At 74.0% G+C, this 23,001-nt stretch carries 25 protein-coding genes; 13 read left to right on the top strand and 12 right to left on the bottom strand.

Translation table 11 applies throughout. The annotated features are described in order from the left end of the window. Nucleotides 1-14: 14 nt before the first annotated feature. Complete coding sequence (locus IE305_RS28610) at nt 15-431, top strand: sec-independent translocase (RefSeq protein WP_190132693.1); 417 nt, start codon at nt 15-17, stop codon at nt 429-431. Nucleotides 432-547: 116 nt separating this feature from the next. Beyond that, nucleotides 548-1,246: a hypothetical protein gene (locus IE305_RS28605; protein ID WP_190132692.1), complete on the top strand. Its 699-nt coding sequence runs from the start codon at nt 548-550 to the stop codon at nt 1,244-1,246. 58 nt (nt 1,247-1,304) lie between these two features. Here the strand turns inward: IE305_RS28605 and IE305_RS28600 are convergent, their stop codons facing one another. The 3 genes from IE305_RS28600 to IE305_RS28590 form a co-directional block, all read right to left on the bottom strand. Beyond that, nucleotides 1,305-2,456, bottom strand: a complete 1,152-nt coding sequence (locus tag IE305_RS28600) for an Mrp/NBP35 family ATP-binding protein (RefSeq protein WP_190132691.1) — start codon at nt 2,454-2,456, stop codon at nt 1,305-1,307. A gap of 43 nt (nt 2,457-2,499) precedes the next feature. Then, complete coding sequence (locus IE305_RS28595; RefSeq protein WP_190132725.1) at nt 2,500-3,141, bottom strand: DUF1003 domain-containing protein; 642 nt, start codon at nt 3,139-3,141, stop codon at nt 2,500-2,502. A gap of 61 nt (nt 3,142-3,202) precedes the next feature. Beyond that, nucleotides 3,203-4,528, bottom strand: coding sequence for a magnesium transporter MgtE N-terminal domain-containing protein (locus tag IE305_RS28590; RefSeq protein WP_190132690.1), 1,326 nt, complete (start codon nt 4,526-4,528; stop codon nt 3,203-3,205). Nucleotides 4,529-4,728: 200 nt separating this feature from the next. Between IE305_RS28590 and IE305_RS28585 the strand changes: the two genes are divergently transcribed. Beyond that, on the top strand, nt 4,729-5,508 hold the full coding sequence (locus IE305_RS28585; RefSeq protein WP_190132689.1) for a hypothetical protein: 780 nt from the start codon (nt 4,729-4,731) through the stop codon (nt 5,506-5,508). A 20-nt stretch (nt 5,509-5,528) separates the two neighbouring features. Here IE305_RS28585 and IE305_RS28580 read toward each other — a convergent pair whose 3' ends face one another. Then, nucleotides 5,529-6,068 (bottom strand): hypothetical protein, encoded by a 540-nt coding sequence (locus IE305_RS28580; protein WP_190132688.1) that lies wholly within the window; start codon nt 6,066-6,068, stop codon nt 5,529-5,531. A 78-nt stretch (nt 6,069-6,146) separates the two neighbouring features. Here IE305_RS28580 and IE305_RS28575 point away from each other — a divergent pair, with 78 nt between their 5' ends. Next, nucleotides 6,147-7,145: a DMT family transporter gene (locus IE305_RS28575; RefSeq protein ID WP_373311772.1), complete on the top strand. Its 999-nt coding sequence runs from the start codon at nt 6,147-6,149 to the stop codon at nt 7,143-7,145. Here the strand turns inward: IE305_RS28575 and IE305_RS28570 are convergent. Next, nucleotides 7,123-8,238 (bottom strand): magnesium and cobalt transport protein CorA, encoded by a 1,116-nt coding sequence (locus IE305_RS28570; RefSeq protein WP_190132687.1) that lies wholly within the window; start codon nt 8,236-8,238, stop codon nt 7,123-7,125. The genes IE305_RS28575 and IE305_RS28570 overlap by 23 nt on opposite strands. 549 nt (nt 8,239-8,787) lie before the next feature. Here IE305_RS28570 and IE305_RS28565 point away from each other — a divergent pair. The 4 genes from IE305_RS28565 (at nt 8,788) to IE305_RS28550 (ending at nt 11,910) form a co-directional block, all read left to right on the top strand. Further along, entirely contained in the window at nt 8,788-9,387 is a 600-nt protein-coding gene (locus IE305_RS28565) for a suppressor of fused domain protein (protein WP_190132686.1), read from the top strand. Between the two features lie 111 nt (nt 9,388-9,498). Continuing rightward, a complete protein-coding gene (locus IE305_RS28560; protein ID WP_190132685.1) occupies nt 9,499-10,140 on the top strand; it encodes a DUF6758 family protein in 642 nt (213 codons plus the stop codon). Nucleotides 10,141-10,267: 127 nt separating this feature from the next. Beyond that, entirely contained in the window at nt 10,268-11,131 is an 864-nt protein-coding gene (locus IE305_RS28555; protein WP_190132684.1) for a PHP domain-containing protein, read from the top strand. 173 nt (nt 11,132-11,304) lie between these two features. After that, nucleotides 11,305-11,910, top strand: a complete 606-nt coding sequence (locus IE305_RS28550; protein ID WP_190132683.1) for a MarC family protein — start codon at nt 11,305-11,307, stop codon at nt 11,908-11,910. Between the two features lie 85 nt (nt 11,911-11,995). Here the strand turns inward: IE305_RS28550 and IE305_RS28545 are convergent, their stop codons facing one another. Next, nucleotides 11,996-12,157, bottom strand: coding sequence for a DUF8834 family protein (locus IE305_RS28545; RefSeq protein ID WP_190132682.1), 162 nt, complete (start codon nt 12,155-12,157; stop codon nt 11,996-11,998). A gap of 244 nt (nt 12,158-12,401) precedes the next feature. On the opposite strand from IE305_RS28545, the gene IE305_RS28540 reads away from it, so the two are divergent. Then, nucleotides 12,402-13,190 (top strand): VOC family protein, encoded by a 789-nt coding sequence (locus IE305_RS28540; protein WP_190132681.1) that lies wholly within the window; start codon nt 12,402-12,404, stop codon nt 13,188-13,190. Here IE305_RS28540 and IE305_RS28535 read toward each other — a convergent pair. Together IE305_RS28535 and IE305_RS28530 are read right to left on the bottom strand one after the other, a co-directional pair. After that, nucleotides 13,168-14,061, bottom strand: a complete 894-nt coding sequence (locus IE305_RS28535; RefSeq protein ID WP_190132680.1) for an alpha/beta fold hydrolase — start codon at nt 14,059-14,061, stop codon at nt 13,168-13,170. The two genes, IE305_RS28540 and IE305_RS28535, sit on opposite strands and share 23 nt — an antisense overlap. A gap of 243 nt (nt 14,062-14,304) precedes the next feature. Continuing rightward, complete coding sequence (locus IE305_RS28530) at nt 14,305-16,761, bottom strand: DEAD/DEAH box helicase (protein ID WP_190132723.1); 2,457 nt, start codon at nt 16,759-16,761, stop codon at nt 14,305-14,307. A 536-nt stretch (nt 16,762-17,297) separates the two neighbouring features. Between IE305_RS28530 and IE305_RS28525 the strand changes: the two genes are divergently transcribed. Then, the gene (locus tag IE305_RS28525) at nt 17,298-18,044 is read left to right on the top strand and encodes a ferritin-like fold-containing protein (RefSeq protein WP_190132679.1); all 747 of its coding nucleotides are present in this window, start codon (nt 17,298-17,300) and stop codon (nt 18,042-18,044) included. A 39-nt stretch (nt 18,045-18,083) separates the two neighbouring features. Here the strand turns inward: IE305_RS28525 and IE305_RS28520 are convergent, their stop codons facing one another. From IE305_RS28520 to IE305_RS28505, 4 genes are all read right to left on the bottom strand, one after another. Next, complete coding sequence (locus tag IE305_RS28520) at nt 18,084-18,362, bottom strand: hypothetical protein (RefSeq protein ID WP_190132678.1); 279 nt, start codon at nt 18,360-18,362, stop codon at nt 18,084-18,086. Nucleotides 18,363-18,572: 210 nt separating this feature from the next. After that, nucleotides 18,573-18,800 carry a DUF3107 domain-containing protein gene (locus tag IE305_RS28515; protein ID WP_190132677.1) on the bottom strand — a complete coding sequence of 76 codons (228 nt, stop codon included), beginning with the start codon at nt 18,798-18,800 and terminating at the stop codon, nt 18,573-18,575. 127 nt (nt 18,801-18,927) lie between these two features. Then, the gene (locus IE305_RS28510) at nt 18,928-19,569 is read right to left on the bottom strand and encodes a TetR/AcrR family transcriptional regulator (protein WP_190132676.1); all 642 of its coding nucleotides are present in this window, start codon (nt 19,567-19,569) and stop codon (nt 18,928-18,930) included. 187 nt (nt 19,570-19,756) lie between these two features. Further along, nucleotides 19,757-19,993, bottom strand: coding sequence for an Rv3202a family protein (locus IE305_RS28505; RefSeq protein WP_190132675.1), 237 nt, complete (start codon nt 19,991-19,993; stop codon nt 19,757-19,759). A gap of 160 nt (nt 19,994-20,153) precedes the next feature. Between IE305_RS28505 and IE305_RS28500 the strand changes: the two genes are divergently transcribed. The 3 genes from IE305_RS28500 to IE305_RS33850 all read left to right on the top strand — a co-directional run bounded on the left by IE305_RS28500 (nt 20,154) and on the right by IE305_RS33850 (nt 22,841). Further along, nucleotides 20,154-21,188, top strand: coding sequence for an alpha/beta hydrolase (locus tag IE305_RS28500; protein WP_190132674.1), 1,035 nt, complete (start codon nt 20,154-20,156; stop codon nt 21,186-21,188). After that, entirely contained in the window at nt 21,181-22,632 is a 1,452-nt protein-coding gene (locus IE305_RS28495; RefSeq protein WP_190132673.1) for a DUF3152 domain-containing protein, read from the top strand. The genes IE305_RS28500 and IE305_RS28495 overlap by 8 nt, the downstream gene beginning before the upstream one ends. Before the next feature lie 113 nt (nt 22,633-22,745). Continuing rightward, a complete protein-coding gene (locus tag IE305_RS33850) occupies nt 22,746-22,841 on the top strand; it encodes an Ms4533A family Cys-rich leader peptide (protein ID WP_373311771.1) in 96 nt (31 codons plus the stop codon). Nucleotides 22,842-23,001 lie beyond the last annotated feature (160 nt).

Below are 23,001 nucleotides of genomic sequence, written 5' to 3'. Positions count from 1 at the left end.
AGGAGCTGTGCAACGTGCTGGACATAGGACCCCTCGAGCTGATCACGCTCGTCGTCCTCGCGGTGCTCATCTTCGGCCCCGACAACCTGCCGAAGGTCATTCAGGACGTGTCGCGCACGCTCCGCAAGATCCGCCAGTTCTCCGAGAGCGCCAAGGAGGACATCCGCTCGGAGCTGGGGCCGGAGTTCAAGGACTTCGAGTTCGAGGACCTCAACCCCAAGACGTTCGTGCGCAAGCACGTGCTGGAGAAGGACGAGCTCGGCCTCAAGGAGATCCGCAACGGCTTCGACTTCAAGGCCGAGATGTCGGACCTGACCGACGCCGTGCACAGCCGTACCCCGGAGGCGCCGCCCGCCACGCCCGACCTGCTCAAGAAGCAGGACCGGCCGGCGCCGGGCGAGCGCCCCCCGTTCGACTCCGACGCCACCTGAGCCGGTTTTACCCGGCCCCGTTGACGGGGGTGGCTATCCTCCCTTTGTTTGGGGTGCGGTCGTCCGCGCAGGCCGACGCGCCCAGGACGAGGGGCTTACGAGGAGGCGCCGCGCAGATGGAGACCACGAGCCGGGCAGTGACGCAGGGGAGCGGTCCGTCCGACGCGTCCGCGGAGGAACAGGGCGTGCCGCCCGGTGGCACGAGTGCCCGGCGCTCGCTCGACGGCTATCTGCAGGCGTCGTTCCCCTGGTACGGCTTGGACGAGGCGTACACGGGCCCCCGCTGGCTGCTCCAGGTCGGCACCGCCGCCGACGGCACCGTGGAGCACGGCTCCACCGGCCACGGCGCCGAGCCGACCCTCCGCATGGGCCGCGTCGAGCACGAGACCGCCACGCAGCGCTTCGCCGTCGTGGTGACCGTCGCCAGCCGCCCGGTGCGCCGCAGCGCCGACGGCACCGGCACCCTGGAGGCCACCTCGGTCTCCTCCGCCGCCTGGCTGGCCGGCGCCGGGCTGCTGGCCTGCACCTGGCCCGCGCAGATGGACCGGGCCCTGCGGCAGGACTGGCTGGACCAGCAGACGGCCCTGGCCTGGGAGCTCGCCGACCACCTGGAGGAGCCCGCCTGGACCACGCTGTCCCTGCCCGTCGACGGCGTGCCCACCGACTTCCGCTACCGCGAGTCGGAGTACGGCTGGGTGCTGGCCGGCTCGCCGGACGACGAGCACGGCGTGCACCTGGGCGCGTACGGGCGCGGCATGAGCGCGTACGGCATGGGCTTCTCCGTCATCACGGACATCAGTACGTACGAGCACTGAGCCCGGCCAGAGCATGGGTAAGGGGCGCCCCCAAGGGAGAGCGCCCCTTACCCGTACCTCAGAACTTGTTGCGCGGCGTGATCCCCAGGGACATGCCCGACAGGCCCCGCTGCCGCCCGCCCAGCTTGCCCGCGATCGCCCGCAGCGCGCTGCCCGCCGGCGAGTCGGGGTCGCTCAGCACGACCGGCTTGCCCTCGTCGCCGCCCTCGCGCAGCCGTACGTCGATCGGGATGGAGCCCAGCACCGGCACGGTGGTGCCTGTGGTGCGCGACAGGCCGTCGGCGACCAGCCGGCCGCCGCCCGTGCCGAAGACGTCGACCATCTCGTCGCAGTGCGGGCACGGCAGCCCGGACATGTTCTCGACCACGCCGACGATCTTCTGGTGCGTCTGCACGGCGATCGAGCCGGCCCGCTCCGCCACCTCGGCGGCGGCCTGCTGCGGCGTCGTCACCACGAGGATCTCCGCGTTGGGCACCAGCTGGGCCACGGAGATGGCGATGTCGCCCGTGCCCGGCGGGAGGTCGAGCAGCAGCACGTCCAGGTCGCCCCAGTAGACGTCGGCGAGGAACTGCTGGAGCGCGCGGTGCAGCATGGGGCCGCGCCAGACGACGGGGGCGTTGCCGGGGGTGAACATGCCGATCGAGATGACCTTCACGCCGTTCGCCGACGGCGGCATGATCATGTTCTCGACCTGGGTGGGCCGGCCGTCGGCGCCCAGCATGCGCGGCACCGAGTGGCCGTAGATGTCGGCGTCCACGACGCCGACCTTCAGGCCGTCGGCGGCCATCGCGGCCGCCAGGTTGACCGTCACGGAGGACTTGCCGACGCCGCCCTTGCCGGAGGCGACGGCGTAGACGCGCGTCAGCGAGCCGGGCTTGGCGAACGGCACCTCGCGCTCGGTCTGGCCGCCGCGGAGCGAGGCCGCCAGCTCGCGGCGCTGCTCGTCGCTCATGACGTCCAGCTCGACGGTGACGCCCGTGACGCCCTCGACGCGCTCGACGGCCTCGGTCACCATCGACGTGATCCGGTCGCGCATGGGGCAGCCGGCGACCGTCAGGTACACGGCCACCGCGACCGAGCCGTCCGCCGCGATCCCCACCGATTTGACCATGCCGAGCTCGGTGATGGGGCGGTGGATCTCGGGGTCGTTGACCGTCGCGAGCGCAGCGCGGATCGCGTCCTCGCTCGGGCCGTACTTTTCGGTAGCCATACGGTCGATGGTACGGCCCGTCACAGCGCGCGAGGAAAGCCTCTCAGCGGTCGCCTTCCTCACTTCCGCCGGGGAATACGGCTTGTTCCTCGAGGGCCTGGAGCATGCGCAGCTCCCGGACGAGGTCCTCCAGCTCGGAGCGCATCCAGTCGCGGGTGGCGACCTCGCCCAGGCCCATGCGCAGCCCCGCGATCTCGCGGGTGAGGTACTCGGTGTCGGCGATGGACCGTTCGTTCTGCTTGCGGTCCTGTTCGAGGTTGACCCGGTCGCGGTCGTCCTGCCGGTTCTGCGCCAGCAGGATCAGGGGTGCGGCGTAGGACGCCTGGAGGGAGAGCATCAGGGTGAGGAAGATGAACGGGTAGCGGTCGAAGCGCAGGTGGTCGGGGGCGCTGCTGTTCCACACCACCCACAGCACGATGACGACCGTCATCCAGACGATGAAGCGGCCGGTGCCCAGGAACCGGGCGATCCGTTCGGAGGTGCGGCCGAACGCCTCGGGGTCGTACTCCGGCAGCCAGGCCCGGCGCCGGACCAGGGGCATGTCCAGCCGTGCGCGCGGGGGGACGTGTGCCCGTTCGGCGGCCACCTTGGCGGCGGCCTTGGCGCGCTCGCGCTCGCGTTCCCGTTCCCGTTCGCGGTCCCGTTCCTCGCGCTCGCGGGCGCGTTCCCGTAGGCGTTCGCGCAGCTGTTCGCGGACCTGCTCGCGCAGGGGTTCGTGGCGCTCCGGGGGCCGGCCGGGCGGCTCGTCAGCCCCGGGCACCGGCGGTCCCTTCGTGCGGCTGCCGGCCGCCCAGCCCGTTGAGGCCGGGGGCGCCGTTCTGCAGTTCCGTCTCGCGCCAGTCCTCGGGCAGCAGGTGGTCGAGGACGTCGTCGACGGTGACGGCGCCCAGCAGCGAGCCGTGCTCGTCGACGACGGGCGCGGAGACCAGGTTGTACGTGGCCAGGTAGCTGGTGACGGCCGGCAGCGGGGTGTCGGGGGAGAGGGGGCGCAGGTCGGTGTCGGTGATGGAGCCGACGAGCGCGAAGGGCGGGTCGCGCAGCAGCCGCTGGAAGTGGACGGCGCCCAGGTACTTGCCGGTGGGTGTCTCGTCCGGCGGCCGGCAGACGTAGACCTGGGCGGCGAGGGCGGGGGAGAGGTCGGGGTTGCGGACCCGGGCCAGGGCGTCGGCGACGGTGGCGTCGGGACGCAGCACCACCGGTTCGGTGGTCATGAGGCCGCCCGCGGTCCGGTCCTCGTACGCCATGAGGCGGCGCACGTCGGCCGCGTCGTCGGGCCGCATCAGGGTCAGCAGCCGTTCGGTCTCCTCCTCCGGCAGCTCGGAGAGGAGGTCGGCCGCGTCGTCGGGGTCCATGGCCTCCAGCACGTCGGCGGCGCGCTCGTCCTTGAGCTTGCCGAGGATCTCGATCTGGTCGTCCTCGGGCAGCTCCTCCAGGACGTCGGCGAGCCGGTCGTCGTCGAGGGCGGCGGCCACCTCGGCGCGGCGTTTGGGGGAGAGGTGGTGCAGCACGTTGGCCAGGTCGGCGGGGCGCAGCCGTTCGAAGGTGGCCAGCAGGCTCTCGGCGCCCTGGCCGTGCTCCTCCATGGAGAAGCCGGTGACCGAGGACCAGTCGACGGTGAGCGTCTCGCCCTTGCGGCGCAGCTTGCCGCCGCGGCCGCGGCGGACGAAGACCTTGTCGATCTCCCAGTCGCGGCGGGCGGGCAGCTGGACGATGGACACGTCGAGGACGGTGACCTCGTCGCCCTTCGTCTCGCCCTCGACCAGCCGCACCCGGCGGTCGAGCAGCTCGCCCAGGACGAGGGTCTCGGTGGGGCGCTGCTCGAAGCGCCGCATGTTCACCACGCCGGTGGTGATGACCTGGCCCGATTCCACGCCCGTCACCCGGGTCATGGGCAGGAAGATCCGGCGGCGGCTGACGACCTCCACGACCAGCCCGAGGACGCGCGGCGGCCGGCCGCCGACGCGCAGCATGGCGACGACGTCACGGACCCGGCCGACCTGGTCGCCGTTGGGGTCGAAGACGGCCACGCCGGAGAGGTGCGACACGAACACCCGGGCGGCGCCTCCTGCCATGGCCGCGCACCTCCTCTCCCGAGGTCTCCCGGAGATGTCCGGTTCAGGCTAACGTGACCCGGTTCGCCCTGGCGCGGGGAGGCGGCCGTACGGAGCCTTGACGAAGCCGGTACGGACTCCCGGCTTCCGCCTACGGGCGGCGCGGGTACGCTGCGGTCACCCACCGGATCCCCCACCGGTCACAGGAGGCACGAGCAGAGGTGCGAACCCGTAACGCACGCCACGCGGCGGTCGTCGGCGCGCTGTGCGCCGGCCTGTCCGCCGCGCTCACCGCCTGCGGCGGCGGCAGCGAGGACCCCGACGCCGGCACCAACGGCGTCGGCAAGCTCACCGCGCCCGCCATCCAGGACAAGGCGCGGGCCGCCGCGCGCGGCGCGGACGCGGTGCACCTGTCGGGCAGCGTGGTCAGCCAGGGCCGGACGTACCGCCTGGACATGCGGCTGAAGAAGGACGGCGGCACGGGCCGCGTCTCCTCGGCCGGCGCGGACTCCTTCGAGCTGCTGCGGGTGGGCGACGACCTCTTCCTGAAGGCCCCGGCCGGCTTCTGGGCCAAGGGCGCCTCCGCCGCCCCCTCGCCCACGGCCAAGGGGGGCGCCGCCGCGGCGGCCGGCAAGCTCGACGACAAGTACGTCAAGGTGCCCGCCGACGACCCCTCGTACCAGCAGCTCAAGGGCTTCACCGACAAGAACGTGCTGCTCGACGGCCTGCTGGGGCTGCACGGCACCCTCACCCGCGGCGAGCACGGCAGCGTGGGCGGCGTCCGCACCATCCGGGTCAGCGGCGCCAAGGGCGGCGGCGGCACCGTCGACGTGTCCCTCGTCGGCACGCCCTACCCGCTGCGGGTGCAGCGCGCGGGCGGCGGGGGCCAGCTGGAGCTGGACGACTGGGGCAAGGACTTCGCCCTCGCCGTCCCCGCCAAGGCCCAGACCGTCGACTACGGCAAACAGCTCCAGCTGCCGCGCACCCCGCCGACGGGCTGAGCCCCAGCGCCCCTGCGGGGCTAGCGCTTGCCGCGGCCGCGGAGCAGGCGCGGCAGCGCCGCCGGCATCGGGTGCCGGGTGGTCGCCGCGGTCGGCACGGGCCGGGCCGCCAGCGAGCCGGACGGCAGCGCCGCCGTCTCCCCGGTCGGCTCCAGGCGCAGGACGCGGCACTGCTCCGCCCACCGCTCCTCGAGCCGCTCGGCGTCCGGCGCGTTCAGCCGCTTGCCCTTGAGCTCGGCCACCGCCGCCGTCCACGCCTCGCCGTGCGGCGGCAGCTCGCGCACCGCCGCCGCCCACATCACCAGCCGGCCGCCCTTGTCCTTGCTGCGCACCGACACGGTCGCCGCGGCGCCCTCCGTCAGGCCCAGCCCGTCCAGCGGCTGCTCGCCGGGGCCGCCCACGACGAGCGCCGCGCCCTCGTGCCAGACGTGCCACAGCGCGCGGGACGTCCCGTCCGCGCCGCGCACCCAGATGAGGCCCGACTTCTTCGTGGCCTCCTCGATCAGTGCCTGGTCGAGCAGCACCTGCGCCCCGGACTGCTGCGCCTGCGTCGTCGTCATGCGCCCCACTCTATGCGGGCCGTGCGGGTTCCCTGCGCGGCCGGCGCCGGGGCCGTCCGCCCGCCCTAGGCTGGGAACGTGAGAGCGACCCCTGGTTCGTCCCCCGGCTCGTCCTCCGTCCCGGCTGCTCCCGGCAGCCCGCCCCTCCCACCGGAGCTCCCGCACCACGGCATGCCCCGCGCCGACCTCGGGCTGCTCGCGGTCGCCGTCGCCGCCGTGTCGCTCTCCGCGCCCCTCATCGCCGCCACCGCCGCCCCCGGCCTCGCGATCGCCTTCTGGCGCAACGCCATGGCCGTCGGCGCGCTCACGCCCGTCGTCCTGCTGCGGCACCGCGCCGAGCTGCGGGGCGCGGGACGCCGGACCGTCCTGCTGGCCGTCGCCGCCGGTGCGCTGCTCGCCGTGCACTTCGGCGCCTGGCTGCCGAGCCTGCGCATGACGTCGGTGGCCTCCTCCACGGCCCTGGTCACCACCACGCCCCTGTGGACGACGCTGCTGCTGCGGCTGCGCGGCCACCGGCCGCCCGCGCTGGTGTGGGCGGGCACCTGGCTGGCGTTCCTCGGCGTCGCCGGCCTCACCGGCGCCGACCTCTCGCTCTCCCCGCGGGCCCTCGCCGGCGACGCCCTCGCGCTGGCCGGCGGCATCGCCGCGGCCGGGTACGTCCTCCTGGGCGCCGAGGTGCGCCGGACGGTGAGCACGGTGACGTACAGCTGGCTCTGCTACGGCACGACGACGGTGCTGCTGCTGGCCGTCTGCCTGACGGCCGGCGCCCGGCTCGGCGGCTACGACGGCGGGACGTGGCTGAAGCTGCTACTGCTCACGGCCACCGCCCAGCTGATGGGCCACTCCCTGATGAACCGGGTCGTCAAGACGCTCGGCCCGTCCGTCGTCTCGACGGCGATGCTGCTGGAGACCCCGGGCGCGGCCCTCCTCGCGGCCCTCTGGCTCGGCCAGCTCCCGCCGCCCGCCGCCTGGCCGGGCCTGGTGGTGATCCTCGCGGGGCTGGCCCTGGTGGTACGGGGGGACGCGGCGCCGGCGCGCAAGGCGGGGAGCGGCGCTACAGCCAGCCGTTCCGCTTGAAGCCGCGGTGGATCGTGACGCAGATGGCGACCGTGAGCACCATGACGGCCGGGTAGCCGTACTTCCAGTGCAGCTCCGGCATGTGGTCGAAGTTCATGCCGTAGATGCCCGCGATCATCGTGGGGACGGCGCAGATGGCCGCCCACGAGGTGATCTTGCGCATGTCCTCGTTCTGCGCCACCGACGCCTGTGCGAGGTTGGCCTGGAGGATGGAGTTGAGCAGGTCGTCGAAGGACACCACCTGCTCGTGCACGCGCGCGAGGTGGTCGGCGACGTCCCGGAAGTACTTCTGGATGCCGGGGTCGACCAGCCGCACCGGCCGCTCGCTCAGCAGCTGCATCGGCCGGATCAGCGGCGTGACGGCCCGCTTGAACTCCAGCACCTCCCGCTTGAGCTGGTAGATGCGGCCCGCGTCGCCGCCGCGCCGGGCGCCCTTGCTCGGCGGCGAGAAGACGTCGATCTCCACCTCGTCGATGTCGTCCTGCACCGCCGCGGCCACGGCTATGTAGCCGTCGACGACCTGGTCGGCGATGGCGTGCAGCACCGCGGACGGGCCCTTGGCGAGCAGCTCGGGGTCGTCCTGGAGACGGTGCCGCAGCTGGCGCAGCGAGCCCTGGCCGCCGTGCCGGACCGTGATGATGAAGTCCTCGCCGGTGAAGCACATCACCTCGCCGGTCTCCACCACCTCGCTGGTGGCGGTGAGTTCGGCGTGCTCGACGTAATGGACGGTCTTGAAGACGGTGAACAGCGTGTCGTCGTAGCGCTCCAGCTTCGGCCGCTGGTGCGCGTGGACGGCGTCCTCCACCGCCAGCGGGTGCAGCCCGAACTCCCGGGCTATGCCGGCGAACTCCTGCTCCGTGGGCTCGTGCAGCCCGATCCACGCGAAGCCGCCCTCGGCGCGCACCCGGCGCATCGCCTCGGCGGGCGTGCAGGCGGCGCCGACGCGCTTGCCGTCGCGGTAGACGGCGCAGTCCACGACGGCGCTGCCCGCCGCGGGGCCGCAGGCGGCGTCGTAGGCGCGGACCGTCCCCTGGACGGGCACCCGGCGCAGGGCGGGACGGACGGCGGCGCGCAGGTCACGGATCATCGACATGGCAGGCTCCTTCACGGGCCGGGCCGCCGGCCCGCGAGAGGCGCGTGGCGCTGCCCGGGACCACGGACGGTACGGCAGCCGGCGGCGGTTCGCGCACGACGCCGGACGACGTGCGTGGTGAACGCGGCAACAGGCAACGCAGAGGTTCGGCGGGAAAAGAACGACGATTCTGCGCAGGCGAATACGGACAAAGCGGAGAAGGCGCTCTTCCGTCATGTGCTGCGGGCGCTGAAGGAAATCCGTGCGCGCTGTGGCCCCGGGGGCCGTCTCAGCGGGCGGTCAGCTGCTGGAGCGCGTCCGGAGCGAGGAGACGGGAGAACTGTCGGTACTGCACGGTCGACTAGGATCCATCGCAGCCCCACCTCCTCCGGCCGGTCCCCGCTGAGGGACGAACGTCACGGCCCCGACCGCGGGCCAGGGCGAGACCAGGCTAGCAGCCGCCTGGAGCGTCAAGCCCTCCCTTTGCCCGTTCGATACTCGTTCTATGCATCGTTCTGGGCGTCCCGGGTGTCGTTCTGTGTGCCGAACCGTGCGTTCTATGCTCACGGCATGTCAGATGTTGTCGCACTCGCAGAGGCCCGGCTGCTGACCGCCTTCGGCGAACCCGACGCGCGCGCCGCCGTCACCTTCCTCGGCGCGGACCGCATCGAGGTCCTCCGCTTCGCCGCGGCCGACGAGGGCGGGGACATCGTCCGCTACGCCACCCTCGGCATGTCCGCCCAGCCCATGGCCGACCCCACCGCGATGCTGGCCGACCCCGTGCGCGGCCCCCGCGCCGAGCTCGTCCTCACCGTGCGGGCCGGCCGGGCCGACACCGACCAGGTGCTCCGCCCGCTCGCCGTCCTCGCCGCCTCGCCGCAGGTCGAGGGGGTCGTCGTGGCCCCCGGCGCCTCCCTGGACACGGGCGCGCCGCTGTGGCCGGACGCGCCCTTCACCTCCGTCCTCGTCGCCGAGCCCGGCGGCCTCGTCGAGGACCTGGAGCTCGACCCGCCCCGCGACCCCGTCCGCTTCCTGCCGCTGCTGCCCATGACGCCCAACGAGGCGGCGTGGAAGCGCGTCCACGGCGCCGCCGCCCTGAACGAGCGCTGGCTGCGGCACGGCACGGACCTCCGCGACCCCCTGCGCGCCGCCGTGCCGTTGGGCGACTGACCCGCGCCGGCAACGTCTCCGGCGGGCACGGCCGGAACGGTGTGACGGCGCCGACTCCGGACGGGTGATCGTCCTTGACGCGAGCGCGACCGGGTAGGACCGTTGGAGGCTATGAGGGGCGAACCCTGTTGCCCGAAGTGCGGTGGCCGGGTGCGTGCGCCCGGTCTCTTCGCCGACTCGTGGCAGTGCGCCGTGCACGGCACCGTGCACCCGCTGCAACCGGTCGTCCCGCCCAGCGTCGAAGCCCTCGCCGTCGTGGTCCGCAGGGCCCGCGTCCCCGTCTGGATGCCCTGGCCCCTCCCCGTCGGCTGGCTGTTCACGGGCGTGGCCTGCGCCGGTGACGACCGCAACGGTGGCCGCGCCACCGCCGTCGCCTGCTCCGGCCCCAGCCCCCTGGGCGGCCCCGGCGAACTGCTCCTCGTCGCCGAGGAGCTGGGCGTGGGCCTCGGCGCCCGCTACGCCGGCGTCGACGGCCCCGACCCCGGCCCGTACCTGTGCGTGGACCGCTCCCCGCACGCCAAGGTGCACGCCGCCGGCCGCCCCACCCCCCTCTGGCATGTCGACAACGCCCCCCACGACCGCGCCGTCTTCGCCGGCGAGGCCCGCGGGCTCTGGCTGTGGGCGATCGTCTGGCCCGAGCAGTCCGGGCTGCTGCTCTACGACGAGCTGGTGATCACCGACCTCCGCGACGCGGGCGCCGAGGTGGACCTCCTGCCGTGCGGCGCGCTCTCGCCGCGCATCCTGGAGCCGTAGGGTCCACCCACTGGGCGGTTATCCTTGACGCGGCCCCGTCCATGCCCGTACGCCCGTACGGCTGCGGGGTGCCAGCCCGCCCGTCACCGTGCCCGTCCGCACCGTCCGCCGAAGGGGAGCCAGCGTCGTGCGCATCGACCTGCACACCCACTCCACGGCGTCCGACGGTACGGACACCCCCGCCGAGCTGGTCCGCAAGGCGGCCGCCGCGGGGCTGGACGTCGTCGCGCTCACCGATCACGACGGGGTCGGCGGCCACGCCGAGGCGATCGCGGCCCTGCCGCCCGGCCTCACCCTCGTCCCCGGCGCCGAGCTGTCCTGCCGCTTCGCCGGCCCCGACGGCTTCAGCGTCCACATGCTGGCCTACCTCTTCGACCCGCTGGAGCCCGAGCTGGCGCGCGAGCGCGAGCTCGTCCGCGACGACCGCGTGCCGCGCGCGCGGGCCATGGTCCGCAAGCTCAACGAGCTCGGCGTGCCCGTGACGTGGGAACGGGTCGCGCAGATCGCCGGCGACGGCGCGGTCGGCCGGCCGCACGTGGCCACCGCCATGGTCGAGCTCGGCGTGGTGGACAGCGTCTCCGCCGCCTTCACGCCCGAGTGGCTGGGCGGCGGCGGACGCGCCTACGTCGAGAAGCACGAGCTGGACCCCTTCGAGGCCATCCGGCTGGTCAAGGCGGCCGGCGGCGTCACCGTCCTCGCCCACCCCTTCGCGTTCCAGCGCGGCAACTGCGTCTCCGAGCGCGGCATAGCCGAGCTGGCCTCGGCCGGGCTCGACGGCATCGAGGTCGATCACATGGACCACGACGCCGCCACCCGGGCCCGCCTGCGCGGGCTCGCCCGCGAGCTGGGCCTGCTCACCACGGGCTCCAGCGACTACCACGGCAGCCGCAAGACCTGCGGGCTCGGCGAGTTCACCACCGACCCGGAGATCTACGGCGAGATCACGCGCCGTGCGACCGGCGCGTTCCCCGTCCCGGGCGCCGGCGGCTGACGCTCCGCGCCCGCGCCCCGCGCCCGTAACCCCGCTCCCGGCCGTCGCCACGGCCCGGCGGGGCCACCCGTACCCGTAGGACGACGCGCGCCGCACCGGCGCGCGTCGTCCGGGCACGTGCGCTCCCCGCTGCTCCACCGCTCACCCGCACCACCACTCCTGCAAGGCTCACTGTGTTCGACGTCGCCGTCTTCGGCTCCCTCTTCCTCACCCTCTTCGTCATCATGGACCCCCCGGGGATCACCCCGATCTTCCTCGCCCTCACGGCCGGCCGCCCCGCCAAGACCCAGCGCCGGATGGCCTGGCAGGCGGCGGCCGTGGCCTTCGGGGTGATCACCGTCTTCGGCATCTGCGGCCAGCAGATCCTCGACTACCTGCACATCACCACCCCCGCGCTGATGATCGCGGGCGGTCTGCTCCTGCTGCTCATCGCGCTCGACCTGCTCACCGGCAAGTCGGAGGAGCCGACGCAGACCAAGGACGTCAACGTCGCCCTGGTGCCGCTGGGCATGCCGCTGCTGGCCGGGCCCGGTGCGATCGTGTCGGTGATCCTGGCCGTGCAGCACGCCGACTCGTTCGGCGCGCAGGTCTCGGTGTGGTCGGCGATCGCCGCGATCCACGTCGTGCTGTGGCTGGTGATGCGCAACTCGCTGCTGATCATCAAGGTGATCAAGGACGGCGGTGTGGTGCTGGTGACGCGGCTGGCGGGCATGATGCTCTCCGCGCTCGCGGTGCAGCAGATCATCAACGGCATCACGCAGGTGATCCAGCACCACTGAGGCGCCCCGGCCGGGTTCCGGAAATGCGACGAGCCCCTGGCGGACGGTACGTGACCGTCCTCCAGGGGCTCGTCGCGCGTCGGCGTTACGGGGCCAGGGAGGTGCAGTGGGCGGCGGGGCGGATGTAGATGCGCTGGCCGGTCGCGGCGGCCTGCTGCACGATTCCGCTGACCGAGGCGGCGTCCACGACCGTGCTGTCGATCGCGGTGCCGTCGATGTCGTCCAGGCGCATGATCTCGAAGCGCAAGGCTTCTCCCTTCGTCGGATCCTCCCGAGGAGAACAACGTGTGTCACACGTATCCAACGGGTTGGTTGCCGCAAACATTCCCTACGCTAAAGAAATTTTTAAACAACCTAACCAGTCACTGTGATCCCTGACCGCGCGCTGTACCGCGGCGCCGTACCGCGTGCCGCCATGCGCGCCGGGGAAGCGAGTGGAACCCTTGCTGGAGAGACCCCGGAGCACCCCGAGCGAAACGAGGCGACCGGTCATGCCCGCAGCAGCAGCAACCGATCACGCCGTGCGCGGCACGCCCTGCTGGGTCACGCTGCTGACCGGCGACCTCGCCTCGGCGCAGGAGTTCTACGGCGACGTCTTCGGCTGGACGTTCCGCTCCGGCTCGCTGGGCGAGGGGTTCTCCGTCGCGCTGTCCGGGGGCAAGCCCGTCGCCGGCCTCGGCAACGTGGCCCGCAGCATGGGCGTGGGCGTCTCCTGGACCTCGTACTTCGCCGTCGACGACGCCGACCTCGTGGCCGCACGGGTACGCGAGCGCGGCGGCACGGTCGCCGTCGGCCCGCTGGCCGTCGGGCGCGGCCGGGCCGTGCTCGCCGCGGACCCGGCCGGTGCCGGCTTCGGCTTCTGGGAGGGCGCCGTCCTGCCCGGCTGGCGCATCGGCAGCGGCGCCGCCCCGGCCTGGCTGGAGCTGCGCACGCGCGACGCGTTCGCCGCCGCCATCTTCTACGGCGAGATCTTCGACTGGATCGACCGCCCCGACCGCTGCGAGGTCATCTACGAGGACGAGGTCGTGACCGTCCGCTCGGGCGGCCACACCGTCGCCTGCCTGCGCGGCGGGGCGATCGAGGAGGCCCCCGACCCGCAGATCCGGCCGCGCTGGCACGTGTACTTCCGCGTCGACGACGTGGAGAAGGCCGTCGAGGCCGCGCTCGCCGCGGGTGGCACGCTCGTCTCCGAGCCGTCGACGTCGAAGGTCGGCCAGGAGGCGACGCTCCGGGACCGCGAGGGCGGGCTCTTCACGGTCACGCTGGGCACGTCCTGCTGACGCCGTCCGCCGCGTCCCAGAAGGCGGCCAGGGCCTCGGCCGTCTCCTGCGGCCGCTCGGCGTTGGGGGAGTGGCCGGCGCCCGCCACGACCGTACGGGCCGCGGACAGCGCGGCGGCGAAGGCGTTGAGGCCGGGCACCGGCCACGCGTAGTCCTCCGCCCCCGACACGACGTGCAGCGGCAGCTCCAGCGCCGCGAGCTCCGCGGTGCGGTCGGGCTCCTCGACCAGCTGACGGGCCGCGGCGAGCAGCTGGGCGCGGCGGGTGGACAGCCACCGCCGGTGCAGGAACTCGGCCAGCTCGGGCGGCGTCCCCGCGTCGGCCGCGCCGCCTTCCGCGTCCTCCTCCTGCTGCATGGCCTGCCAGACGGCCTCCATGCCGAACGCCGTGAGCCCCTCGACGAGCCGTCGCGTACGGGCCTGCTGGGCCGGCGCGATGGCGCCGGCACCGCTGCTCATCAGGGTGAGCGAGGCGAAGGGCGCGGGGTCGGCGAGAACGGCGGCCCGGCAGACGAGACCGCCGAAGGAATGCCCGAGAAGGTGAACGCGTTCGCCGCCGAGGGCGGCGACGAGCGCGAGCACGTCGGCCGCCAACTCCTTCTGCGCGTAAGCGGCTTCGTCGTCGTCCGGCCCGGGCGTCTCGTACTGCCCCCGCCCGTCGACGGCCACCACCCGGTACCCGGCCCGCGCGAGCGGCTCCAACAGCGCGAGGAAGTCCTCCTTGCTCCCGGTGAACCCGGGCACGAGCAACGCCACCCCCCGCCCCTCACCCCCGGGCGGCAACGCCTCGTGCACGGCGAACTCCCCGCGAACGGTGCTGAGACGGTACGCCCGCGCACAAGCGGGCAGGGACAGAAACGGCGGCCTGCTCATGCGTCGAGGCTAGTGGGCGGGGGGGAGGGTGGGGGGCGGTGGGGCTGTGGCCCGGGGGCGGCGCGGTGCGGCGGCGCGATACGGGGCCCGCGGTCGTGCGGCGGGCCGTACGGGCGCTGCGACGCTCGCCCGGCTGTCGCTGGGCGGTGGGGCTGTGACCGGTCGCCTCGTGGGCCGGGGCGGTGCGGGTATGCCGAGGGGCCGGTCACCACCATGTGGTGACCGGCCCCTCGGGCGGTGCGGTTACGCCTCCGGCTTGGCGGCGGCGGCCTTGCGCGTGCGCTTCGGCTTGGCCTCGGCCCCGCCCTCGGCGGTCGCGGCCTTGGCCGCGGCCGTCTTGCGGGTGCGCTTGGGCGCTTCGGCCGGTGCGTCGGCGGGCTCCGCGGTGGCCTTCTTGACCGTGCGCGTGCGCTTCGGCTTCGCCTCGGCCTCACCCTCGGCGGTCGCCGGCTTGGCGGCAGCGGCCTTCCGGGTGCGCTTCGGCTTGGCCTCGGCGGCTTCGGCGGTGTCCACCGCGGCCTCCGTGGCCTCCGCGACCTTGGCGGCAGCGGTCTTGCGGGTGCGCTTCGGCTTGGCCTCGGCCGTCTCCGCCGCCTCGACGGCGGGTACGGCGGCCTTGCGCGTCCGCTTCGGCTTCGCTTCGGCGGCTTCGGCGGTGTCGACCGCGGCCTCCGCGGCCTTGGCGGCGGCCGTCTCGCGGGTGCGCTTCGGCTTCGCCTCGACGGCCTCGGCCGTCTCCACTGCGGCCTCGGCGGCGGGCTTGGCGGCGGCCGTCTTGCGCGTCCGCTTCGGCTTGGCCTCGGCCGTCTCCGGGGTCTCCGTCGCCTCGACGGCGGGCGCGGCGGCAGCGGCCTTGCGGGTGCGCTTCGGCTTGGTCTCCACGGCCTCCGCCGTGTCGACGGCGACCTCCGCGGCGGCCTTCTTCACCGTGCGGGTCCGCTTCGGCTTCGCCTCGACGACCTCGGTCGCCTCCACGGTCTCCACGGCCGTCTCCGCCGTGGCCGGCTTACGGGTCCGCGTGCGCTTCGGCTTCGCCTCGACCGCCTCGACGGCCTCGGTCACCTCCACCGCGGCCACGGGCGCCACGGCCTCCACAGCCGTCTCCGCCGCGGCCGGCTTACGGCTCCGGGTGCGCGTGCGCTTCGGCTTCGTCTCGACGGCCTCGATCGCCTCGACCGTCTCCACCGCCGTCACGGCTTCCACGGCCTCCACGGCCGTCTCCGCGGCCACCGGCGCCGGCGCGCCGGCCACGGGGATGCCCGTCGCCCCGCCACGCGTACGGCGGCGTCGGCGCGGGCGCGTGGTGTCGTCCTGCGGCGTCTCCACCGCCGGCTGTGCCGCCAGCGGCTCGCCGGCGCGCGTACGGCGCCGCGAGCGCCGCGTACGCGGCGGGCGCTGCTCCTCCGCGCCGTCGCGGCCACGGTCACCGTCACGGCCCCGACCGCCGTCGCGGGCGCGGTCACGGCCCCGGCCGGCGTCGCGGCTGTTCCGGCCGGCGCCGCGGCCGCCCGTCTCGCCCAGGTCCTCGATCTCCTCGGCCTCCAGGCCGGCCCGCGTGCGCTCCTGGCGCGGCAGGACGCCCTTCGTGCCCTCGGGGATGCCGAGCAGCTCGTAGAGGTGCGGGGACGTGGAGTACGTCTCCTCCGGCTCGTCGAACGACAGGTCCAGCGCCTTGTTGATGAGCTTCCAGCGCGGAATGTCGTCCCAGTCGACGAGCGTGACGGCCGTGCCGGACTTGCCCGCGCGGCCCGTGCGGCCGATGCGGTGCAGGTAGGTCTTCTCGTCCTCGGGCGCCTGGTAGTTGATGACGTGCGTGACGTTGTCCACGTCGATGCCGCGCGCCGCGACGTCCGTGCAGACGAGGACGTCGACCTTGCCGTTGCGGAAGGCGCGCAGCGCCTGCTCGCGGGCGCCCTGGCCCAGGTCGCCGTGGACGGCGCCCGCGGCGAAGCCGCGCCGCGTGAGCTGGTCGGCGATGTCCGCCGCCGTGCGCTTGGTGCGGCAGAAGATCATGGCGAGGTCGCGGCCGCGGGCCTGCAGGATGCGGGCCACCATCTCCGGCTTGTCCATGGAGTGGGCGCGGAAGACGTGCTGCGCGATGTGCGCGTGCGTGGCGCCCTCGTCGTCCGGCGAGGTGGCGCGGATGTGCGTGGGCTGCGACATGTAGCGGCGGGCCAGCGAGATCACCGCGCCCGGCATGGTCGCCGAGAACAGCATCGTCTGGCGCTTGGCCGGCAGCATCTGCATGATGCGCTCGACGTCGGGCAGGAAGCCCAGGTCCAGCATTTCGTCGGCCTCGTCGAGGACGAGCGCCTTGACGTGCGACAGGTCGAGCTTCTTCTGGCCCGCCAGGTCCAGCAGCCGGCCGGGCGTGCCGACGATCACGTCGACGCCCTTCTTCAGCGCCTCGACCTGCGGCTCGTAGGCCCGGCCGCCGTAGATCGCCTGGACCCGGACGTTACGGACCTTGCCCGCGGTGAGCAGGTCGTTGGTGACCTGCTGGCACAGCTCGCGGGTGGGGACGACGATGAGCGCCTGCGGCGCGTCGGTGAGCTGCGCGGGCGTCGCGCGCCCCGCCTCGACGTCCGCGGGGACGACGACGCGCTCCAGCAGCGGCAGGCCGAAGCCCAGGGTCTTGCCCGTGCCGGTCTTGGCCTGGCCGATGACGTCGGAGCCGGACAGGGCGACCGGGAGCGTCATCTCCTGGATGGGGAACGGGCTCGTGATGCCGACGGCCTCCAGGGCCTCGGCGGTCTCGGGGAGGATGCCGAGTTCGCGGAAGGTGGGAGTCTGCGTGAGCGTCTTCAGGGTTTTTGCCTCTTCTGTGAGACGCGGCGCGAGGCGCGCGAAGGGGGTCGTACGACGTTGGCGTACGGACCGCGCCGGGTTGCGTCCGGCCGGGGGGCCGGGCGGCGCGGGACCACTGCCTTCGCTCGAGCACACGTGCCGCGGGCGGATCCCTCCAGGTGTGCGTGTGCGTACGTCCGGTACGCGCCGCGTGGAGGGCGGTCGGTCGGGTGGAAGCCGATCGGGCCACCGACCGGGCATCCGCTGGAGCCCTGGAGACTCGCCTCCAGAAGACACAGCATGAGTTTGGCCCGCCGAATACTCGGCTGGCCTATTAGCACTGTACCCCGGAACGGTGCCGGTGTGTCCGGACAATCCGGTGTCCGGTTCACGATGATGTGTCTGACCAGGGGGTTCATCGTGTCGCGTGGCGGGCTATCGTTCGCTGCATGGAGACGTCCGACACGCCAGAGAACGCCACCGGGACCGCCGGGGAGCCGACCGGGATCGCCGCCCAGGACTGGGCGCAGGCATCCGCCGACCCGCAGTACCGTGCCGCCGTGACCGATCTGCTCGGCGCCCTCGCCTACGGCGAGCTGGCCGCCTTCGAGCGGCTCGCCGAGGACGCCAAGCTGGCGCCGACGCTGGACGACAAGGCCGCCCTGGCCAAGATGGCCGCGGCCGAGTTCCAGCACTTCCAGCGGCTGCGCGACCGGCTGGAGGCCATCGATGCGCAGCCGACCGCGGCCATGGAGCCCTTCGCGGCGGCGCTGGACGAGTTCCACCGCCAGACGGCGCCCTCGGACTGGCTGGAGGGCCTGGTCAAGGCGTATGTGGGCGATTCGATCGCCAGTGACTTCTACCGCGAGGTGGCCGTCCGGCTGGACTCGGACACCCGCGCCTTGGTGCTCGCCGTGCTGGACGACACCGGGCATGCCACGTTCGCGGTCGAGAAGGTGCGGGCCGCCATCGAGGCCGACCCGCGCGTCGGCGGGCGGCTCGCGCTGTGGGCGCGGCGGCTGATGGGCGAGGCGCTCTCGCAGGCGCAGCGTGTCGTGGCCGACCGTGACGCGCTGTCGACGATGCTCGTGGGCGGCGTGGCCGACGGCTTCGACCTGGCCGAGGTCGGCAGGATGTTCTCCCGGATCACCGAGGCGCACACCAAGCGCATGGCCGCGCTGGGCCTGGCCGCGTAACACGGGGCAGGCGCGTCGCACGACGCGGGCTCGCGGAATTCAAGCCGTGGCTGATCGGCGGGCCCGCCCTGACGGGCGCAGCAGCAGGGAGAGCAGCGCGACCGCCACGCCCAGCGACACCCCGAGGGTGGCGAGGGTGTGGCCGGGGCCCAGTACGGAGTGGGCGAGCAGCGCGCCGAAGAGGGCGGCGCCGGGGCCCGTGGCCAGGGCCAGCGGCCGGGAACGGAACTGTCCGTAGCGCGTGGGAAGCCAGCGCAGGGCTGCGTACGAGACGGCCAGGCCGATCAGGACCGAGCCGAGCGCTTCCCAGAGGATCATGGTCATTCCCTCCCGTGAGGTGGCCGAGAAGCGGGTGCAAATCGGTCGTAGCGGTCCTACCCCGGGGCCGGGCCGGACAACCCTCGGCTGCGGCCCGTCCTCCCGACGGGTCCACACCCGGGTACGACAACGGCGGGGCCCGGTGAATTCCGCACCGGAGCCCCGCCGTTGCCCGTCGCGGGATGCGCGTGCGCGCCCCGCGACGAATGGTCACATCGCGCCGAAGCCGACCTTGCGGACGGTCGGCTCGCCGATCTCCACGTAGGCGAGCCGGTCGGCCGGGACCAGCACCTTGCGGCCGCGCTCGTCCGTGAGGCTCAGCAGCGGCGTCTTGCCGGCCAGCACCTCGGACACCGTGCGCTCGATTTCCTCGGCAGCCAGCCCGCTCTCGAGAACGATCTCGCGGGGCGCGTGCTGCACGCCGATCTTGACCTCCACGGTCTGTCCCTCCGAAGGTTTGGCGGTCCCGTACGCCCCACACATTAGCCCGGCCCGGCCGGGCGGAGGGCCCGCCCCCGCACGCTCGCAGCGAACATCGGCGACCCGCGGCCGTAACCGCCGGCGCTCAGTGCTGCTGTTCGGTGCCGATCTTCGGGAAGCCGGCGATGCCCCGCCACGCCAGCGAGGTGATCAGCTGCACGGCCGTCTCGCGCGGCACGGGGCTCTCGCTGGCCAGCCAGTAGCGGGCGACCACCTGCGACACGCCGCCCAGGCCCACGGCCAGCAGCATGGCCTCGTCCTTGGGCAGGCCGGTGTCCTCGGCCACGACCTCGCTGATCGCCTCGGCGCACTCCAGCGAGACCCGCTCGACGCGCTCGCGCACGGCCGGCTCGTTGGTCAGGTCGGACTCGAAGACCAGGCGGAAGGCGCCGCCCTCGTCCTCCACGTACGCGAAGTAGGCGTCCATCGTGGCGGCGACGCGCTGCTTGTTCTCGGTGGTGGAGGCCAGCGCCGTGCGCACCGCCTGGAGGAGGTTCTCGCAGTGCTGGTCCAGCAGGGCCAGGTAGAGGTCGAGCTTGCCCGGGAAGTGCTGGTAGAGCACCGGCTTGCTGACCCCGGCGCGCTCGGCGATGTCGTCCATCGCGGCGGCGTGGTACCCCTGCGCCACGAAGACCTCCTGGGCCGCGCCCAGGAGCTGGTTGCGTCGGGCCCGGCGCGGCAGGCGCGTGCCCCGCGGGCGCGCCTCGGTCTGCTCGATGGCTGTCACGCCGCACCTCCATGTCGTTCCGTGCGTGGTCCGCACCGCGCCCGCCATCGTACGGTCGGGTAACCGGGCCGCGCTCGCCCGGAGCGGAGAATTTCACGGACCGGACGCTGTGGGAAACCGACAAATACCCTCATCGATCCCCCATTGACGCCCCCGGTCCGGAGCACCGCCGTGGCTCCTGGCCGGCTCAGCGGTAGTCGTCGTCCTCCAGCTCCACGATCCTCGCCTGCTCGGCAAGGTCGGTCTCGCTGCCCGCGGCGGGGTCGAGGTCCCGCAGCAGGGCCAGCGGGTCGTCGGACTTCGGCGCCAGCTCGGCGTGCTGCTCGGCGGCGTCGGCCTCGGGGGCCTCCACGTCGAGATCCACGCCGTTCTCCGCGTCGTCGATGTCCTCGAACGTGTCCGGATCGGTCGGGTCGACAGGCATGCGGCTCCTTCTGCGGCATCCTTGGCGATCGCGCTCGTACTGAACTCTTGCTCCTCGTACTCCTTGGTACGAAGCCTAGGAGACGGCGCCCCGCACCGCCAGGCGATCTGTGAGCGCCACCACAACGGGCCGGGCGTGATCGTCTCGTAACATTGCCCGCATGTCGTCGACCGCCTCGTCCGGATCAGAACCCGGTTGGCCGTCCGGTCCGGTGCCCGGCGCGCCCCGGGACGTCCCCGCCGTCCCCGTGGTGCCGCCCGCGCGGTCGTCCCGCGTCAGCCCCGGTGAGGAGCTGCGCACGCGGGCGCTGCCCGGTGTGACGCTCACCGTGCGCTCGCGGCCGCCCGCCCGCGCCGGCCTGCCGCCCGCCCTGTACGTGCACGGGCTCGGCGGCTCCTCGCAGAACTGGTCGGCGCTGATGGAACGGCTCGCCGGCACCGTCGACGGCGAGGCGCTGGACCTGCCCGGCTTCGGCGACGCGCCGCCGCCGGAGGACGGCGACTACTCCGTCACCGGCCAGGCCCGGGTCGTCATCCGTCACCTCGACGCCTCCGGCCGCGGCCCCGTGCACCTGGTGGGCAACTCGCTGGGCGGCGCCGTCGCCACGCGCGTCGCGGCCGTCCGGCCCGACCTGGTGCGCACCCTCACCCTGGTCTCGCCCGCCCTGCCCGAACTGCGCCCGCAGCGCACCGCCGTCCCCACGGCCCTGCTCGCGCTGCCCGGCGTCGCCTCGCTGTTCGCCCGGATGACGCGCGACTGGACGCCGGAGCGGCGCACCCGCGAGGTGCTGGCGCTGTGCTACGGCGACCCGTCGCGGGTGACCCCGGAGGGGTTCGCGGCGGCGGTCGCCGAGTACGAGCGCCGGCTGGAGCTCCCCTACTTCTGGGACGCCATGGCCCGTTCGGCGCGCGGCGTCGTCGACGCCTACACGCTGGGCGGCCAGCATTCGCTGTGGCGTCAGGCGGAGCGGGTCCTTGCCCCTACGCTGCTCGTGTACGGAGTGCGCGACCAGCTCGTCTCCATCCGCATGGCCCGCCGCGCGAGCAAGGCTTTCCGCGACGCGCGGCTGCTGACGCTCCTGGAGGCGGGCCACGTCGCCATGATGGAGGACCCGGACGCGGTGGCCCGCGCCTTCCGGGACCTCCTCGCGGACACCGCCACGACATCTGAACGGAGCGCCCCGCCCCGTGGGTAAACACAGCGCACGTGCCGACCGGGCCCGTCACGGGCCCGCCGCCGCGGCCGCACCCGGCGGCCCCGCCGGCCGCCTCCGCCGCCGCACCCCGGACGGCCAGGGGCCCGCCGTCCCGGCCGTCCAGGAGACCACCGCCCACGAACCCGCCGGCACGCCGGTGCCGGGCCCCGGCACGGGCCGCCGGCGCGGTACCGCCTCCGGGGAGGAGGCCGCGGCCCTCGCCGCCGGGTTCGACGCCGCCTTCGACGCCGCCCGGGAGGGCGGCGCCGACACTCACGCCGGGCCCGGGGAGGGCCCCGGCCACGACCCCGCCGGACAGGAACCGGCCCGCGGCGGCCACCCGGAACAGCGCGACCCCGTGGCCGGCTGGGGCGTCATCGGCGCCCAGCGCGACCGTACGGCGGGCCCCGCCACGACGACCGGCCCCGCCGGCCGTACCCGCACGGTCACCGGCTACTCGCCGGGCGGCGCCGTGCCGGCGCAGCCCGCTGCCGGCGACGGCGCGGGCGCGCGGCCCCCGGCCGGTGCCGGGCCCGGCGCGGAGCCGCGGCCGGCCCGCAGACGCGAGCCCGCCCGCCGGGCAGCCGGTGCGGACGGCGGCCCGGCCGGTACGGCGCGGGGCGGCCGGCGGGTGGCCCGTACGGCCACGGGCGTGGCCGCCGCCGTGGTGACGGCCCTGCTGGCGGTCGCCGTCGCGGCGCAGGTCGACGACGGGGGCGACGGCACCGCGCAGGCCCGCACCGCGGACTCGGGCAAGCGCCCCGGCGTCCCGGACACCGCCTCCCGCTCGGACAGCCGGCCCACGCCGCAGGGCGGCATCGCGGCCGCGGCGACGTACGAGGACCGGATGGCACGGAAGTACCCGCTGGACCCCAAAGTCGGTGGTTCGGGTGAATTCGAGACCGTCGGGGGTCAGGACCAAGCCCCCGGAAAGGGCGAAATCCTCCGGTACCGCGTTGACGTGGAGAAGGGGCTGCCGCTGGACGGCGCGCTGTTCGCCACGGCCGTGCACCGCACCCTCAACGACGAGCGGAGCTGGGGCCACGGCGGCAAGCGCACCTTCGAGCGCGTCTCGTCCGGCTCCGCCGACTTCGTCATCAGCCTCGCCAGCCCGCGGACCACGGCCGACTGGTGCGCCAAGTCGGGCCTGGACACCACGGAGGACAACGTCTCCTGCGACTCCGCCGCCACCGACCGGGTGATGATCAACGCCTACCGGTGGGCGCAGGGCTCGGAGACGTACGGCGACCGGATGCACGAGTACCGGCAGATGCTCATCAACCACGAGGTGGGCCACCGGCTGAAGCACGACCACGAGATGTGCTCCGCGGACGGCGCGCTCGCGCCGGTGATGATGCAGCAGACGAAGTTCCTTAAGAACCCCGACGACGGCCGGACCTGCAAGCCCAACCCCTGGCCGTTCCCGGACGCCAAGCAGAACTGACGCACGGCGGGCACCCCGGGGTGACGACGCATCGGGAGACGGGTTTGAGACATTCCGTCTCTCGATATGAGACATCTTTGCCCCGGGGCGAAAATTCGTTCACTCTTCTGGGCATGCCGACCCGCCACGCCCCCGCGCACGCCAGCCACGAGCTGGCGCTGATCGGCGTGGCCCCGCACGCGGTCGCCGACATCCTCTGTCGCCGCTAGGGCTCCTTCCTTCAAGGGCCCTTCCCGCCTTCCCCCCTGCGCCGTCCGGCGCCGCATCCGCAGCGGCGCGCCCCGCCGGGGGCGGCGCCCGCGTTCCCCTCCCGTGCACGCTCCTCCCGCCGCCTTCCGTGGGTGCCCGCTGCCCTCCCGCACCCCGTGC

The organism is Streptomyces mashuensis (genome assembly GCF_014654785.1).
Classification (GTDB): domain Bacteria; phylum Actinomycetota; class Actinomycetes; order Streptomycetales; family Streptomycetaceae; genus Streptomyces; species Streptomyces mashuensis.
This window is presented reverse-complemented; position numbering and strand designations above follow the sequence as displayed.